Origin of the sequence: Streptomyces sp. NBC_01016, from assembly GCF_026341035.1 — a bacterium.
Lineage (GTDB): Bacteria > Actinomycetota > Actinomycetes > Streptomycetales > Streptomycetaceae > Streptomyces.
Map to the genome: position 1 here is coordinate 2,552,728 of NZ_JAPEOQ010000002.1, position 13,981 is coordinate 2,566,708.

Below are 13,981 nucleotides of genomic sequence, written 5' to 3' on the forward strand. Positions count from 1 at the left end.
GGCAAAAGCCGTATTCGGCAGGTTCTTCGAGCCGGACAGGAGGTATCGGCTGCTATCGGGGGGAATCGCAAGGTCACACCCGTCGACGCCGCGGACGCAAATCGCCTGTTCTGCCTGTATGCAGCTAATCCCGGCGCTACAGAACTACCCCAAACCATCACGTAAATGACACGAACGTCCTCTCAGACGTCGTTTCATCCTTTTGTTTCATCCCTGGATGGGGTCTGCTGCACGAGAGGGTGACATCTTGACCTGCCCCACCATTTGGGCCACCGCTTCCGCTCCGTTCGACCTTTCAACCGCAGCCACCAGGGCAGGCGACCGCAGTGATCTGCGAAGCGCGTGTGCGGGCGTGAACAAGGCTCGCGGCGCGGGGAACTCGCAGTCAGGGAAGACGGAAGCCCGGAGGTCCGCGTGCTTGTAGTGCAGGCGATCGGCTCTCATAGGATCGACTCGCACGGGCTGATCAACTGGTCCACCCCGGGTCCACCGTGGTGGACCCGGCGCAGGGCCTGACTCGCGTTGTCACATCAGCGCGCAGAAGACCGCCGGTCCGACGACGATGCGTTCGCGCGAGCCCCCATGTAGATGTTGCCGTGGGCCATCCGGCGGCGCAGGGCCTGCGGAGACATGTCGACGAGCTCGATCTGGTCGGCACGGCGCACGAACTCGTCGGGGATCGTCTCCTTCTGGCGCACCTCCGTGATCGACTCGACAACGTCGCCCAACGACTCAGGTGTTGGATGTTGACGTGGAGGCGACATCGATGCCGACCGCGAGGAGTTCCTCGACGTTCTGCCAGCGTTTGGCGTTGCGGGCGCCGGGGGCGTTCGTGTGCGGCAGCTCGTCGACCATGGCGACGGCCGGGTGGCGGGCGATGACCGCGTCCACGTCCATCTCGGTGAACTGCGTTCCGCGGTACTCCAGTTGCTGCCGCTCGACCTGTTCGAGGCCGTGCAGCGTCACCTCGGTCCGCGGCCGGTCGTGGTGCTCGACGAAGGCCACCACGCAGTCGGTGCCGCGCTCGACGCGGCGGTGTGCCTCGGAGAGCATGGCGTACGTCTTGCCGACGCCCGGTGCGGAACCGAGGTGGATCCTGAGCTTGCCGCGCGCCATCAGCCTGTCAGTTCCCTGGATTCTCGAATCGGTAGCCCATGCCGGGCTCGGTGATCAGATAGCGCGGATGGGAGGGGTCCACTTCGAGCTTGCGCCGCAACTGGGCCATATAGACCCGGAGATAGTTCGTCTTGCTGCTCTGCGAGACTCCCCAGACCTCCTGGAGCAGCTGTTTCTGGGTGACCAGGCGGCCGGGGTTGCAGACGAGGATCTCCAGCAGATGCCATTCGGTGGGCGTCAGGCGTACGTCGTGGCCGTCCCGCTTCGCCTTCTTCGCGACGAGGTCGACCGTGAAGTCGGCCGTCTCCACGACGACGGTGTCGGGGGCTACGGGCGTGGTCTCGGTGCGGCGCACCGCGGCCCGCAGCCGGGCCAGCAACTCGTCCATGCTGAACGGCTTGGTGACGTAGTCGTCGGCGCCCGCGTCGAGTGCGGCGACCTTCTCCTCGGAGGCGCGGCGGGCCGAGAGCACCATGATCGGTACGCGGGTCCAGGCGCGCAGCCCCTTGATGACGTCGACGCCGTCCATGTCGGGCAGTCCAAGATCGAGGACGACCACGTCCGGCCGGCGGGCGGCGGCCAGGCGGAGCGCGGTGGCTCCGTCGGGTGCCGCGTCGACGCCGAACTTGCGCGCCTGCAAATTGATCACGAGGGCCCGCACGAGCTGCGGATCGTCCTCGACCACCAGTATCCGCGTCAACGGCTCGTGCCTTCCTGTGCATGCAACCGTCACGGCGGCGGGAGTCGGCGGTCCGGGGGCGCTGCCCCGTCCGCCGACTCCCGCCGTGTCCGGTTGACCCCATCAGCTCTTCGACGTCAACTGCTTGAGTGCGACGTTGAGTTCGAGGACGTTGACCCGCGGCTCGCCCATGAAGCCGAGGGCCCGGCCGTCCTTGTGCGCGTCGACGAGCTTCTGGACCCGCGCGACGGAGAGGTGGTTTCGCTCCGCGATCCGGTGGACCTGGAGGTCGGCGTACTCGGGGGAGATGGCCGGGTCGAGGCCCGAGCCGGAGGAGGTGACGGCATCGGCCGGGATGTCCGAGGCCTTCACCTTGTACGTGGCCGTGGAGTTGTCCTTGATGACGGCGGCCTTGGCGGACTCGACCTGCTTGATCAGCTCCTTGTTGTCACCGGAGAGGTTGGTGGCGCCGGAGAGGATCAGCTTGTACTGGGTGTTGACGCTGTTCTCACCGAGACCGTTGGAGGGCCGCGGCTGGAACCACGCGAGATCCGGCTTGCCGTCCTTGGTGAGGTAGGTCTGGCCTATGAGGGAGGAGCCGACGACTTTGCCCTCGGAGGTGATCTCGGATCCGTTGGCCTTGCCGTGGAAGGCCACCTGCGCGACGCCGGTGACCGCGAGCGGGTAGAGCACGCCGCACACCACGGTCAGGACGATCAGGGCGCGCAGCCCCGCCCACAGCAACCGGCCCGTGTTTCCTAGGGAGTTGTTCATGACGATCGACACGCTTTCTGAAGGTCACAGCCCGGGGATGAGGGAGATGAGGAGGTCGATGATTTTGATGCCGATGAAGGGGGCGACGAGGCCGCCCAGGCCGTAGATCCCGAGGTTGCGGCGGAGCAGCCTGTCCGCGCTCACCGGCCGGTACTGGACGCCCTTGAGGGCGAGGGGGACCAGCGCGATGATGATGATCGCGTTGAAGATGACCGCGGAGAGGATTGCGGAGTCGGGGCTGGACAGGCCCATGATGTTGAGCTTGTCGAGGCCGGGGTAGACCGCCGCGAACAGCGCCGGGATGATCGCGAAGTACTTCGCGACGTCGTTGGCGATCGAGAAGGTCGTCAACGCGCCCCGGGTGATGAGGAGTTGCTTGCCGATCTCGACGATCTCGATGAGCTTGGTCGGGTTCGAGTCGAGGTCGACCATGTTGCCGGCCTCCTTCGCGGCCGACGTACCGGTGTTCATCGCGACACCCACGTCAGCCTGCGCGAGGGCGGGCGCGTCGTTGGTGCCGTCACCGGTCATCGCGACGAGCTTGCCGCCCGCCTGCTCCCGCTTGATGAGGGCCATCTTGTCCTCGGGCGTGGCTTCCGCGAGGAAGTCGTCGACGCCCGCCTCCTCGGCGATCGCCTTGGCGGTCAGCGGGTTGTCACCCGTGATCATCACGGTCTTGATGCCCATGCGGCGCAGCTCGGTGAACCGCTCGCGCATGCCGTCCTTGACGACGTCCTTGAGGCGGATGACACCGAGGACGCGGGCACCCTCGGTGTCCTCGGCCGCGACGAGCAGCGGCGTGCCGCCCGCCTCGGAGATCCGGTCGGTCAACTCGCGCGCGTCCGGGGCCACTTCACCGCCCTGCTCCTTGACCCAGGTGATGACCGAACCGGCCGCCCCCTTGCGGATCTTGCGCCCGTCGACGTCCACACCCGACATGCGTGTCTGGGCGGTGAACTCGATCCACTCGGCGCCCGTCAGTTCGCCCTGGTGGCGCTCGCGCAGCCCGTACTTCTCCTTGGCGAGGACCACGATCGAGCGGCCCTCGGGGGTCTCGTCGGACAGTGACGAGAGCTGCGCGGCGTCGGCGAGCTCGGCCTCCGTGGTGCCGCGCACCGGCACGAACTCGGCGGCCTGGCGGTTGCCGAGGGTGATGGTGCCGGTCTTGTCGAGCAGCAGCGTGGACACGTCGCCCGCGGCCTCAACTGCTCTGCCGGACATGGCGAGTACGTTGCGCTGCACGAGCCGGTCCATGCCCGCGATGCCGATCGCGGAGAGCAGCGCGCCGATGGTGGTCGGGATCAGACACACCAACAGGGCCACCAGGACGACCATGCTGAGGTGCTTGCCCGCGTAGTTCGCGAACGGCGGCAGTGTGGCCACCGCGAGCAGGAAGACGATCGTCAGCGACGCGAGCAGGATGTTGAGGGCGATCTCGTTGGGCGTCTTCTGCCGGGCGGCGCCCTCGACCAGGTTGATCATGCGGTCGATGAACGTCTCGCCGGGCTTCGTCGTGATCTTTATGACGATGCGGTCGGAGAGCACCTTCGTACCGCCGGTGACCGCGCACCGGTCGCCGCCGGACTCGCGGATGACCGGGGCGGATTCGCCGGTGATGGCGGATTCGTCGACGGAGGCCACGCCCTCGACGACGTCACCGTCGCCGGGGATGATGTCACCGGCCTCGCAGACGACGAGGTCACCGATCGTCAGCTGGGTGCCGGCGACCTGCTCCTCGCGCTCCCCCACCAGACGCCGCGCCACGGTGTCGGTCTTCGCCTTGCGCAGTGTGTCGGCCTGCGCCTTGCCGCGGCCCTCGGCGACGGCCTCCGCCAGGTTCGCGAAGATCACCGTCAGCCACAGCCAGGCACTGATCGCCCAGCCGAACCAGTCCGACGGGTCCTTGAAGGAGAACACCGTCGTCAGGACCGACCCGACCAGCACCACGAACATCACGGGCGACTTGACCATGACGCGCGGGTGGAGCTTGCGGCAGGCGTCGGGCAGCGACTTCAGCAGCTGCTTGGGGTCGAACAGGCCTCCGCCGACCTTGCCGCCGCCGGGCTTGTGCCCGGTGGGCACGTCCTGGTGGGGCGCCCTGGTGGGTGTGGCAGTGGACATCGTGTCCTCAAGATTCTCGGAACGTTCGGTACGTACGGTCGTCATGACGCGAGCCCTTCCGCGAGCGGGCCGAGCGCGAGCGCCGGGAAGTACGTCAGACCGGTGATGATCAGGAGCGTGCCCACCAACAGGCCGGTGAACAAAGGCTTGTTGGTACGCAGGGTGCCCGCGGTGGCCGGGACCGGCCGCTGCTCGGCCAGCGAGCCGGCGAGCGCGAGCACGAACACCATCGGCAGGAAGCGGCCGAGCAGCATCGCCAGACCGATCATGGTGTTGAACCAGTTCGTGTCGGCGGACAGGCCTGCGAAGGCGGAGCCGTTGTTGTTGGCGCCGGATGTGAACGCGTACAGGATCTCGGAGAAGCCGTGCGCGCCGGGATTCAGCATGGAGTTCGGCGGGGTCGGCAGGGCCATCGACATGGACGTGAAGACGAGGACGAGGGCCGGCGTGATGAGGATGTAGCAGGCCGCGAACTTGATCTCACGGGTGCCGATCTTCTTGCCGAGGTACTCGGGCGTGCGGCCCACCATCAGGCCGGCGATGAACACCGCGATGATCGCCATGATCAGCATGCCGTAGAGACCGGATCCGGTGCCGCCGGGCGCGATCTCGCCGAGCTGCATACCCAGCAGGTTGAGGCCGCCGCCGAGACCGGTGTTGGAGGAGTGGAAGGAGTTCACCGCGCCGGTCGAGGTGAGCGTCGTGGCGACCGAAAAGATCGCCGAACCGCCGATGCCGAAGCGGGTCTCCTTGCCCTCCATCGCGCCGCCCGCCAGGTCGAACGCGGGGCCGTGGTGGGCGAACTCGGTCCACATCATCAGCGCGGTGAAGCCGACCCAGATCGTCGCCATCGTGGCGAGAATCGCGTAGCCCTGCTTGACCGAGCCGACCATCTTGCCGAACGTGCGGGTCAGCGCGAACGGGATGACGAGGATCAGGAAGACCTCGAAGAGGTTCGAGAAGCCGTTGGGGTTCTCGAAGGGGTGGGCCGAGTTGGCGTTGAAGTAGCCGCCACCGTTGGTGCCCAGCTCCTTGATGACTTCCTGGGAGGCGACCGCGCCGCCGTTCCACTGCTGCGAGCCGCCCATGAACTGGCCGACGGAGTGGATGCCGGAGAAGTTCTGGATGGCGCCGCAGGCGACGAGCACGAGCGCGCCGACGACGGAGATCGGGATCAGGATGCGGACGGTGCCGCGGACCAGGTCGGACCAGAAGTTGCCCAGCTCACCGGTGTGGGAGCGGGCGAAGCCGCGCACGAGCGCGACCGCCACGGCGATCCCCACGGCCGCCGAGACGAAGTTCTGTACCGCGAGGCCGCCGGTCTGTACGACGTGGCCCATGGCCTGTTCGCCGTAGTACGACTGCCAGTTGGTGTTGGCGACGAAGGACGCGGCCGTGTTGAAGGCCTGGTCCGGGTCGATCGACGTGAAGCCGAGCGAGCCGGGCAGCGAGCCCTGGACCCGCTGCAGCAGGTAGAGGAACAGGACGCTCACCGCCGAGAAGGCGAGGACGCCGCGCAGGTAGGCGGTCCAGCGCATCTCGGCATCCGGGTTGGCGCCGATGCCCTTGTAGATCCACTTCTCCACCCGCAGGTGCTTCTCGGAGGAGTAGACCCGGGCCATGTAGTCGCCGAGGGGACGGTAGGCCAGCGCCAGCGCGACGCAGAGGGCGAGGAACTGAAGCACTCCGGCAAGTACGGGGCTCATATCTGTACTCAGAACCTCTCCGGGTAGATGAGGGCGAGGACGAGATAGCCCAGCAGGGCGACGGCCACGACGAGGCCGACGATGTTCTCGGCGGTCACAGCTTGGTCACCCCCTTGGCGACGAGTGCCACCAGCGCGAAGACCGCGATCGTGATGACGACGAAGGCCACGTCGGCCATCGTGAGCTCCTGGATGAGGTTCGGAAGGGACAGGAAGTGCCGGACGGTGGAACCACTGACCGGACGATTAGAGGAAACCCCTGGCAGTGGCCGGTTTCGAGCCCCGTTGACGGCTCCCATACGCCGCCGTGCACGCCCTTGACGCGTCTCATACGTGGACCGGGGCGCGCCGTGATTTACAAGGGATCTACGAGAGCCGGAACCGCAGCCGGCAGATGACGGCATCGGTGTCACGGCGCACCGCGTGTGCGACGACCGCGCCACGCTGGTTCTGCAGGATCCGCTGCCAGGCACGCCCCGGTTCGGCCTCCGGGACGAGGACGGTGACGCGGGTTCCGGGTTCGGCCGCCTCGCGTACGTAGGCGGCGACAGGCTTGCCGAGGGTGCGTCGCTCGGAGGGGATGTGGATCAGGTCGACGCCCGGGTTCCACAGCGCCCAGTCGCGGGTCAGGGCCTCGGTCTGCGCGCGGTCCTCCGGGTCGGTGTGGCAGACGGTGACGGCGCGGACCTCGTCGCCCAGCGAGTTCGCGGCGGTCAGCGCCTCGCTGGTGAGCCGGGAGATGCCGGAGACCGGCACGATGACGAGCGAGCGTGCGTGCGTGGGGCACTCCGGGATCCGGCCGAGGCCGAGGCGCTCGCCGATGCGGTCGTAGGCGCGGTGCACGGCCTGGAACGCGAGGACGAGCAGGGGCAGCGCGATCACGATGAGCCAGGCGCCGTCGTGGAACTTGGTGGCGGTGACGACGATCGCGGAGACCCCGGTGAGCAGCGCCCCGAGCCCGTTGAGGAGCTTCTTTCCGAGCGACCCGGGCACCCCGTGCCAGTGGATGACCATGCCGACCTGGGCGATGGTGAAGCCGACGAAGACACCGATGGCGAAGAGCGGCACGAGTGTGTTGGTGTCACCACCGGAGAAGACCAGCAGGGCGGCGGAGATCCCGGAGAGGGTGAGGACGCCGTGCCGGTGGACCTGGCGGTCGGCCTTGAGGGCGAACACGTGCGGCAGGTAGTTGTCGCGGGCCAGCAGTTTGAGCAGCACGGGGAGTCCACCGAACGACGTGTTCGCGGAGAGGGCCAGCAGGATCATCGTCGCGAACTGCACGACGTAGAAAGCCCAGTTGTGGCCGAGTGAGGCGTCCGCGAGCTGCGCGAGGACCGTGACGCCCTCGACCGGCTGGAGGTGGAAGCGGGAGATGAGCACGCTCAGCCCGATGAGCATCACACCGAGCACCGCGCCGAGCGCCACCTCGGCGTGCTGCGCCCGGCGGGCGCGCGGTGCACGGAACTGCGGCACCGCGTTCGCGATGGCCTCGACGCCGGTCAGTGCCGAGCAGCCGGACGCGAACGCCTTCACCAGGAGCAGCGCGCCGACGGTGGTGGCGTTGTCGGCGAGGACCGATGCGTGGCCGGTGGCGGCCGCCGTGGAGACGGGTGCGGAACGGAAGAGTCCCACCGCTATCAGGACGAGGATCGACACGACGAACACGGCTGTCGGCACGATGAACGCGCGGGCCGAGTCGACGATGCCGCGCAGGTTCACCGCGGTGATCAGGACGAGCACGGCCAGGCAGATCGCGAGCCGGTCGCCGTACAGCTCCGGGAACGCGGAGGTCAGGGCGGCCACCCCGGCGGTGACCGCGACGGCGACATTCAGCACGTAGTCGAGGACGAGGGATGCGGCGGCCACCAGGCTGGTCCGAGCACCCAGATGCTCCTTCGCCACGGCGTAGGAACCGCCGCCGTCCGGGAACGCGGCGATGACCTGCCGGTAGGAGGCGACCAGTACGGCAAGGAGCGCGGCGATCGCGAGAGTGACCGGCAGGGTGAAGCCGAGGCCGTGGGCACCGGCCGCCGCCAGCACAAGCACGATCGCCTCGGGACCGTAGGCGACGGAGGCCATGGCGTCGAGGGAGAGCGCGGCGAGGCCGGTCACCGCGGTGAGCCGGTGCTTTTCGCCGGCGGCGTCGCGCGCGTCCGGCGGTTCCTCCTCGGACGGGGCCGCGCCGTACTCGGCGATCTGGGAAGCGGACATGAGGGTCTCCTTCGGACTGTGCTCGGCGCGGGCGGGGGCGGGCGGCCGCAGTGGGGCCGCGTGTCGCGCCGCGCCTTTCGAGGCCCGCTCAGGTTCTGTCCGGATCCGGCCGAGACCGACCGCTACTTGCGCGTTCTTCGCGCATCGCAGGGCTTTCCTGACGCGACCTTGATGGGGTTCGTCCCGATGGATGGCTCGGCGTCAAAGGTGTGTCTCGGCGTCAAAGGTGTGTTCTGAGTTCCGTCTGGGGCGCGTCAAGATGCGGGGCACGGCGGGCGAAGGCGACCTACCGTCAGCGGCATGCGACACAGGACCCGGGCCGACCGCGACGACGCAGGTACTCACCCGACGCATTCCGAGCCCGCCTCCCGGGCCGCCGACGTGCACTGGGCGGGCGAGGCCCGCGGTGCGTTCGGATACGCACTCACCCTGTTCGGCCTGCTTCTCCTCATCGACACCTTCTCCGGTCAACTCGACCTGTGGCGCGGTCTGTTGTGGCTGTGCATCGGAACGCTGCTCGGTACCGTGCTGATGCCGCCGCGGGTCAGCGCCACCACCGATCGACTCGTCTCGCGCGGACTGCTGAGGGAGCACTCGGTGCGCACCGACCGCCTGGTGTCGGTGCGCTGCCTGGACGGAGTGGCCAGACGCCTGGTGTTGCGCGACGAGTTCGGTGGCCGTGTCGAGATCGACCCGCAGGTACTGACCGCCAATCCGCCGCTGTGGCGCCTGGTCGACGACGCGGCCCGGGTCTCGGTGGAACAGGGCCTGCTGCTGTGCGGCGAGACAGCGCTGCGCAAGCTGGCCCGGCAGGTGGACGCCGAGCTGGCGCGGACGATATTCCGGGTGTCCGACTTCACGTGAGGCCGCTGTGCAGGACGTGAAGTGAGGCCATCGGCAGGCCTGTTGCTCTCACCCCTGGGCGTCCGCCCCTGCTCTGCCGCTCGGTGGATGTCCGGATGCCGGCGACGTCGACGACGGTGAACTGCAGTGAGCCGTGCTCGGCGTGATGCCGGTCGAGCCGGCACTCGCGGTCACCACCGGCTTCCCACCGGAGAAGACCGTGATGCACGGCAACGCCAAGAGCCCGAGGACCTCGCCATGGCGCTACAGCTCGGGGTCGGCCGCATCGTCGTGGACAGCGCTTCCGAGATCACGCGACTCGCCGCCCTCGTGCCCGAGGGCTCCCGCCAGCAGGTCATGGTGCGGGTGGTGCCGGGCATCGAGGCGGACGGCCCAGGCCTTGGTGGGGGAGAGCCGCCGGCTACTTGCAACGAACTCTGAACTCCGTTGGGATCGCGCCCATTTGATCCGGAGCAGTCAGGCATTCCGGGCTCCTGGGCAGGCCGGCCCGTCATCGGATGAAGTCCGATGACCGAGAAGTGGCAACGCGGCGCCGCAACTGACCTGTCGGCTTCGGCGGCAGATTCTCGGCTCGGGCCCGCTCACGTGCGGGGAGTCGCTCGCCTCCTGGCGTAGTGGGAGCGCGCCGCCATGCCCAGCAGGACCACGCCCGCGAGGCCGACCAGGAGTGTTGTCCACTCGGGCAGATGGGCCGCCCGCAGGAGGGCGGAGACACCAAAGGTCGTGTCCCATCCGGCCTCCGTGATGGCGGAACCGAAGCCCTGGACGACGAGGATGGCACCGAACAGCCACAGCAGGCCCTTGCTTGAGCTGCTGTTCGGCCTCTTGGGCTGCTTTGTCATGACGAGCTCCCCCTTCTGACGTCGACGCATCGATGTGATGCGTTCGCATCACATCGTGCAGTGCGGCCGGATATGATGCAAGTGCATCGCAACGAGGAAGGGGTGGACCGTGCCCAAGCAGGTCGACTACGAGGACCGGCGCCGACGCATCGCCGAGGCGGTCTGCGCCTTGATCGCATCCTCCGGAATGGAGGCCGTCAGCCTCCGCGACGTCGCCGCCCAGGCCCAGGTGTCCATGGGTGCTGTCCAGCGCTGCTTCCGCACCAAGCAGGACATGCTGCTGTTCGCCCTGGAACACATCACCGAACATGTCAGCGCACGCGCCAACCAGCGCATCGGCGCCACCTCCACGCCCGAGGCCGCTTCGACCCTGCTCTCCCACACCGTGGCCGAACTCGCCCTGCTGGATGAGGAATCGACGACCCTCGCGCACGTCTGGCTGGCCTTCGTCGCCCAGGCCCCAGCCAGCGAGAAGCTGAGCACGGTGCTCCACGAGACCTACGCCAAACTCCACGACCTCGTCGTGTGGCTCATCCGCTACGGCCAGGACACCCAGGAAGTCCGTCAGCACCTCGACCCGGACCTTGAGGCGCGAACGCTCCTCGCCCTGGCCGACGGCCTCACGGTCCACGTCGTGGCGGGCCATCACACCTCGGCTGCGGCGCTGGCCATCCTCCAACACCACATCGACGGCTTGCTGGAAGCGCCACCCGCCCGCGGCTGACACCACCACTGGCCAACGGTCCCGTCGGCATCGGACACCAGCTCCAGGGCAAGACGCCATGTGTCCTGATGAACCCAGGCATGACGGCCCTGCTGTTCGAACAGGCCGGCGTGCGCGGCGTCCTGAAGGCCATCCCGCAGCAGCCCCGCCCCTGCCGAATATCTCGTCCGCCCTGGCGGGAGCGGGTGTGCCGGGGTTTGGTGGATGACGGCCGCGGCCACTGGAGTCGGCGCTCTCGCGCGGCTGTCGACCACGCGGCGGGATGATCGACCGTGCTGCTGCGACTGACCTGTCTGGGGGCGAACGCGCTCTACTGCGGGCGAGGTCCGCACCGCACTCGCAGAGCGGTCCGTGATGCCCCCGCTCGACTACCTCACGAGCCTGAGCCTGGCCACGCTCCCGGCCTGGCCGCTACCCGACGACGCAGAGGCTCACATCGTCGTCTACCGCCGTAACGGCACCGGCTTCGGACCCCTCTGGGCCGCGATCGGCAGCGGAGATGGCACCGAGGTCGACAGCGCCATCGCCAAGGTCGTCCGCGGGCCGAGCAGGTTCTGGGCCAGGGGTCTGGGCGACTGGGGCCCTTCTGACGGATCTTGCCGGAGTCGCGGGCCCTGGCACGTGCATCTGCGGCGTTGTCGTCGGTTGCCAACTTCCCCAAGCTCTCGGCTTCGCTCGAGCAGGGGAGGCCCCATTACCCCGCTCGCGGAGCTGAATGGTGCGGCCTCCCGCATCCAGCCTGATCCGTCAGAAGGACCCTGGTGCCCTGTCGAAGTGCTGTCAGATTGCGGGCCGTTGACCCGCTGGGATGTCAGGTTGCTTGAGAGGACGGAGGCCCGGGGTTCTCAAATGACCTGGCTTTCGCGGAAGTCGCGATCTCGATAGAGGCAGAACCTCCGGCAGAAATGATCGGGTGAGGTATGGCGGGACGAGGGAGCAAGGGATGGTGATCAGCGACGGCGTGCTGCCGATCACCACCACGACACTGGCCCACAACGCCGCCAAGGACGACCTGGCGGCCTGGCTCGGTGACATGTTCCTGCCGCTGGAGGTGTGCAACTGGCCGCTGAACGTCGCCGTGGTGCGCAGCGGCGACCGGACCATCCTCGTCGATTCCGGGCTGGGGACGGAGTTCCCGGGTTTCCCGCGAGCCGGACGGCTGGCCATGCGACTGGATGCCGCCGGGATCGATCCCGCGTCCGTGACCGACGTGGTGCTCACCCACCTGCACATGGACCACATCGGCGGGCTGCTCGTCGAGGGGCTGAGGGGCCGACTGCGCCAGGACCTGCAAGTCCACCTGGCGGCGGCTGAGGCCGAGTTCTGGGACGCGCCCGACTTCTCCCACACCGTCATGCCGGCACCGGTGCCGGACGTGCTGCGAAAGACCGCCTCGCAGTTCCTGGACGTGTACCGAAGCCAGTTGCGGCCGTTCGAGACGGAGTACGAGGTGGCGCCAGGAGTGGTGATGCAGCGCACCGGCGGGCACACACCCGGCCACAGCATCATCCGCCTGGAGTCCGGCGGCGATCGGCTGACGTTCGCCGGCGACGCCGTGTTCCAGACCGGGTTCGACAAGCCCGACTGGCACAACGGCTTCGACCACGACCCCGAGGAAGCGGCCCGCGTCCGGGTCCGTCTCCTGACAGAGCTGGCGGCGAACGGCGGGCAACTGCTGGCCGCGCACCTGCCGTTCCCGGCTGCCTGTCACGTGGCGGTCGACGGCAGCGCCTTCCGTTTCGTACCAGCCGTCTGGGACTACTGACCGCAGTTCGGCTGGGGCCGACGTCTGAGCAGCGCCCGAGAGGCCGACCCTGATAAGTAGGCCTGGTTGTCAAGTGAGCAAGGTGGAGCGGTGCCCACGTGACATCACTGTGGGCACCGCCCCGACAACCCGGGACACCGCCTCCAACGAGGACTTCCGCAGCCCGCGGCCCCCATCGTCAGCCCATTCGACATCGACCAGACCCGGATCCGTCGCCACCCCCGGCTTTGCGTACCTGCCGAAAACGGCAGTACAGGTACAGCGACAACCGGACGAGGAAGATGGGCCTAAACCCCACCTACGGGGCATACACCTCTACTCGGCGCGCTATGCAACGAGAATCCGACAGGCTCAGTGCGACAGGACAACTAGCGCTATCGCGGGTCGGGCGGTGTGGCCAACTGAAGTGCTAAGTCACACTCGCCGAGGTGTAGGCCCGGGGGCCTGTCCTGCCTTTCTCGGAGCGGCTGCGTCGCACAGAATGCCGTCATGACAACGATCCCGCCGACTGGCGCCGAGCAGGTTGCCGCTGCAGTCGATGCCCGAAGCCGCGAGGGGTTCGCCTTGGTCGCGCTCGACGGCATGGGCGGATCCGGCAAATCAACCCTGGCGGCGGCCCTTGTCGAGTTGCGTGGCGCCGTGGTCGTGCACGGAGACGATTTCCACCGCCCGATGGACGCGGAGGAGCGTGCTCGGCTGGATCCGGTGCAGGGGTACCACCGTTACTTCGACTGGCAGCGGCTGCGCGAAGAGGTGCTGTCGCCGCTCGCCGGCGGTCGCGATGCCGGCTACCGGCGCTACGACTGGGGGACCGGGGCCCTGGCGCCGGACGAGATCCACGCCGTCTCCCACTCCGGCACAGTCGTCGTTGAGGTTGTGTACACCGCCCGACCCGAACTCGCCCGGTTCTACGACCTGTTGGTATACGTCGATACCCCGCGCGAGGAATCCCTGCGCCGGCTTCGCGAACGCGGCCACGATCACGGCCCGATCGACTGGGAGTCCCGCTGGCGCCTGGCCGAAGAGCACTACCTGGCCGTGGAGCGCCCCCTTCTCCTCGACCGAGTACCAGTGTTCGCGGCCTCCGCCGAGCAGGGTGTCGACCGGCGCTCCCTTGTCGTAGCGGACGGTGCCATCGGGGCCGACGCCTGCGTTGTAGTAGGTGTGGGTGAAAGTGCAG

General features: G+C 68.1%; 12 protein-coding genes and 2 pseudogenes. 4 read left to right on the top strand and 10 right to left on the bottom strand.

What is annotated here, in order from left to right:
- Positions 1 to 551 precede the first annotated feature (551 nt).
- The 8 genes and pseudogenes from OG746_RS38390 to OG746_RS38425 all read right to left on the bottom strand — a co-directional run.
- Positions 552 to 1,116 (bottom strand): annotated as a pseudogene (locus OG746_RS38390) (histidine kinase); the annotation flags it as partial.
- 7 nt (positions 1,117 to 1,123) lie between these two features.
- A complete protein-coding gene (locus OG746_RS38395; protein ID WP_266723184.1) occupies positions 1,124 to 1,816 on the bottom strand; it encodes a response regulator in 693 nt (230 codons plus the stop codon).
- A gap of 102 nt (positions 1,817 to 1,918) precedes the next feature.
- On the bottom strand, positions 1,919 to 2,569 hold the full coding sequence (locus OG746_RS38400) for a potassium-transporting ATPase subunit C (protein ID WP_266725674.1): 651 nt from the start codon (positions 2,567 to 2,569) through the stop codon (positions 1,919 to 1,921).
- 24 nt (positions 2,570 to 2,593) lie between these two features.
- Positions 2,594 to 4,690, bottom strand: a complete 2,097-nt coding sequence (gene kdpB / locus OG746_RS38405; protein ID WP_266725676.1) for a potassium-transporting ATPase subunit KdpB — start codon at positions 4,688 to 4,690, stop codon at positions 2,594 to 2,596.
- Positions 4,691 to 4,731: 41 nt separating this feature from the next.
- Positions 4,732 to 6,396: a potassium-transporting ATPase subunit KdpA gene (gene kdpA, locus OG746_RS38410; protein WP_266723186.1), complete on the bottom strand. Its 1,665-nt coding sequence runs from the start codon at positions 6,394 to 6,396 to the stop codon at positions 4,732 to 4,734.
- Between the two features lie 8 nt (positions 6,397 to 6,404).
- The gene (gene kdpF / locus OG746_RS38415) at positions 6,405 to 6,494 is read right to left on the bottom strand and encodes a K(+)-transporting ATPase subunit F (RefSeq protein WP_018533641.1); all 90 of its coding nucleotides are present in this window, start codon (positions 6,492 to 6,494) and stop codon (positions 6,405 to 6,407) included.
- Positions 6,491 to 6,694 (bottom strand): hypothetical protein, encoded by a 204-nt coding sequence (locus OG746_RS38420; protein ID WP_266723188.1) that lies wholly within the window; start codon positions 6,692 to 6,694, stop codon positions 6,491 to 6,493. The genes kdpF and OG746_RS38420 overlap by 4 nt, the downstream gene beginning before the upstream one ends.
- Positions 6,695 to 6,761: 67 nt before the next feature.
- Positions 6,762 to 8,606, bottom strand: coding sequence for an APC family permease (locus tag OG746_RS38425; RefSeq protein ID WP_266723190.1), 1,845 nt, complete (start codon positions 8,604 to 8,606; stop codon positions 6,762 to 6,764).
- Positions 8,607 to 8,906: 300 nt separating this feature from the next.
- On the opposite strand from OG746_RS38425, the gene OG746_RS38430 reads away from it, so the two are divergent.
- Complete coding sequence (locus OG746_RS38430) at positions 8,907 to 9,470, top strand: hypothetical protein (RefSeq protein WP_266723192.1); 564 nt, start codon at positions 8,907 to 8,909, stop codon at positions 9,468 to 9,470.
- Positions 9,471 to 9,624: 154 nt separating this feature from the next.
- Positions 9,625 to 9,842: pseudogene (locus OG746_RS38435) on the top strand (diaminopimelate decarboxylase); the annotation flags it as partial.
- 209 nt (positions 9,843 to 10,051) lie between these two features.
- On the opposite strand, the gene OG746_RS38440 reads toward OG746_RS38435, so the two are convergent.
- Positions 10,052 to 10,312 carry a hypothetical protein gene (locus OG746_RS38440; protein WP_266723193.1) on the bottom strand — a complete coding sequence of 87 codons (261 nt, stop codon included), beginning with the start codon at positions 10,310 to 10,312 and terminating at the stop codon, positions 10,052 to 10,054.
- A 109-nt stretch (positions 10,313 to 10,421) separates the two neighbouring features.
- On the opposite strand from OG746_RS38440, the gene OG746_RS38445 reads away from it, so the two are divergent.
- Together OG746_RS38445 and OG746_RS38450 are read left to right on the top strand one after the other, a co-directional pair.
- Positions 10,422 to 11,036, top strand: coding sequence for a TetR/AcrR family transcriptional regulator (locus OG746_RS38445; RefSeq protein ID WP_266723194.1), 615 nt, complete (start codon positions 10,422 to 10,424; stop codon positions 11,034 to 11,036).
- Between the two features lie 943 nt (positions 11,037 to 11,979).
- Complete coding sequence (locus OG746_RS38450) at positions 11,980 to 12,801, top strand: MBL fold metallo-hydrolase (protein WP_266723195.1); 822 nt, start codon at positions 11,980 to 11,982, stop codon at positions 12,799 to 12,801.
- A gap of 600 nt (positions 12,802 to 13,401) precedes the next feature.
- Here the strand turns inward: OG746_RS38450 and OG746_RS38455 are convergent.
- Complete coding sequence (locus OG746_RS38455; RefSeq protein WP_266723196.1) at positions 13,402 to 13,785, bottom strand: hypothetical protein; 384 nt, start codon at positions 13,783 to 13,785, stop codon at positions 13,402 to 13,404.
- Positions 13,786 to 13,981: the final 196 nt, after the last annotated feature.

What these genes read in the sequence shown, in the direction of transcription:
- OG746_RS38420 (WP_266723188.1), bottom strand. Translation starts at nt 6,694, where the DNA reads ATGGGAGCCGTCAACGGGGCTCGAAACCGGCCACTGCCAGGGGTTTCC.
- kdpB (WP_266725676.1), bottom strand. Translation starts at nt 4,690, where the DNA reads ATGTCCACTGCCACACCCACCAGGGCGCCCCACCAGGACGTGCCCACC.
- OG746_RS38440 (WP_266723193.1), bottom strand. Translation starts at nt 10,312, where the DNA reads ATGACAAAGCAGCCCAAGAGGCCGAACAGCAGCTCAAGCAAGGGCCTG.
- OG746_RS38400 (WP_266725674.1), bottom strand. Translation starts at nt 2,569, where the DNA reads ATGAACAACTCCCTAGGAAACACGGGCCGGTTGCTGTGGGCGGGGCTG.
- kdpA (WP_266723186.1), bottom strand. Translation starts at nt 6,396, where the DNA reads ATGAGCCCCGTACTTGCCGGAGTGCTTCAGTTCCTCGCCCTCTGCGTC.
- OG746_RS38450 (WP_266723195.1), top strand. Translation starts at nt 11,980, where the DNA reads ATGGTGATCAGCGACGGCGTGCTGCCGATCACCACCACGACACTGGCC.
- OG746_RS38425 (WP_266723190.1), bottom strand. Translation starts at nt 8,606, where the DNA reads ATGTCCGCTTCCCAGATCGCCGAGTACGGCGCGGCCCCGTCCGAGGAG.
- OG746_RS38430 (WP_266723192.1), top strand. Translation starts at nt 8,907, where the DNA reads ATGCGACACAGGACCCGGGCCGACCGCGACGACGCAGGTACTCACCCG.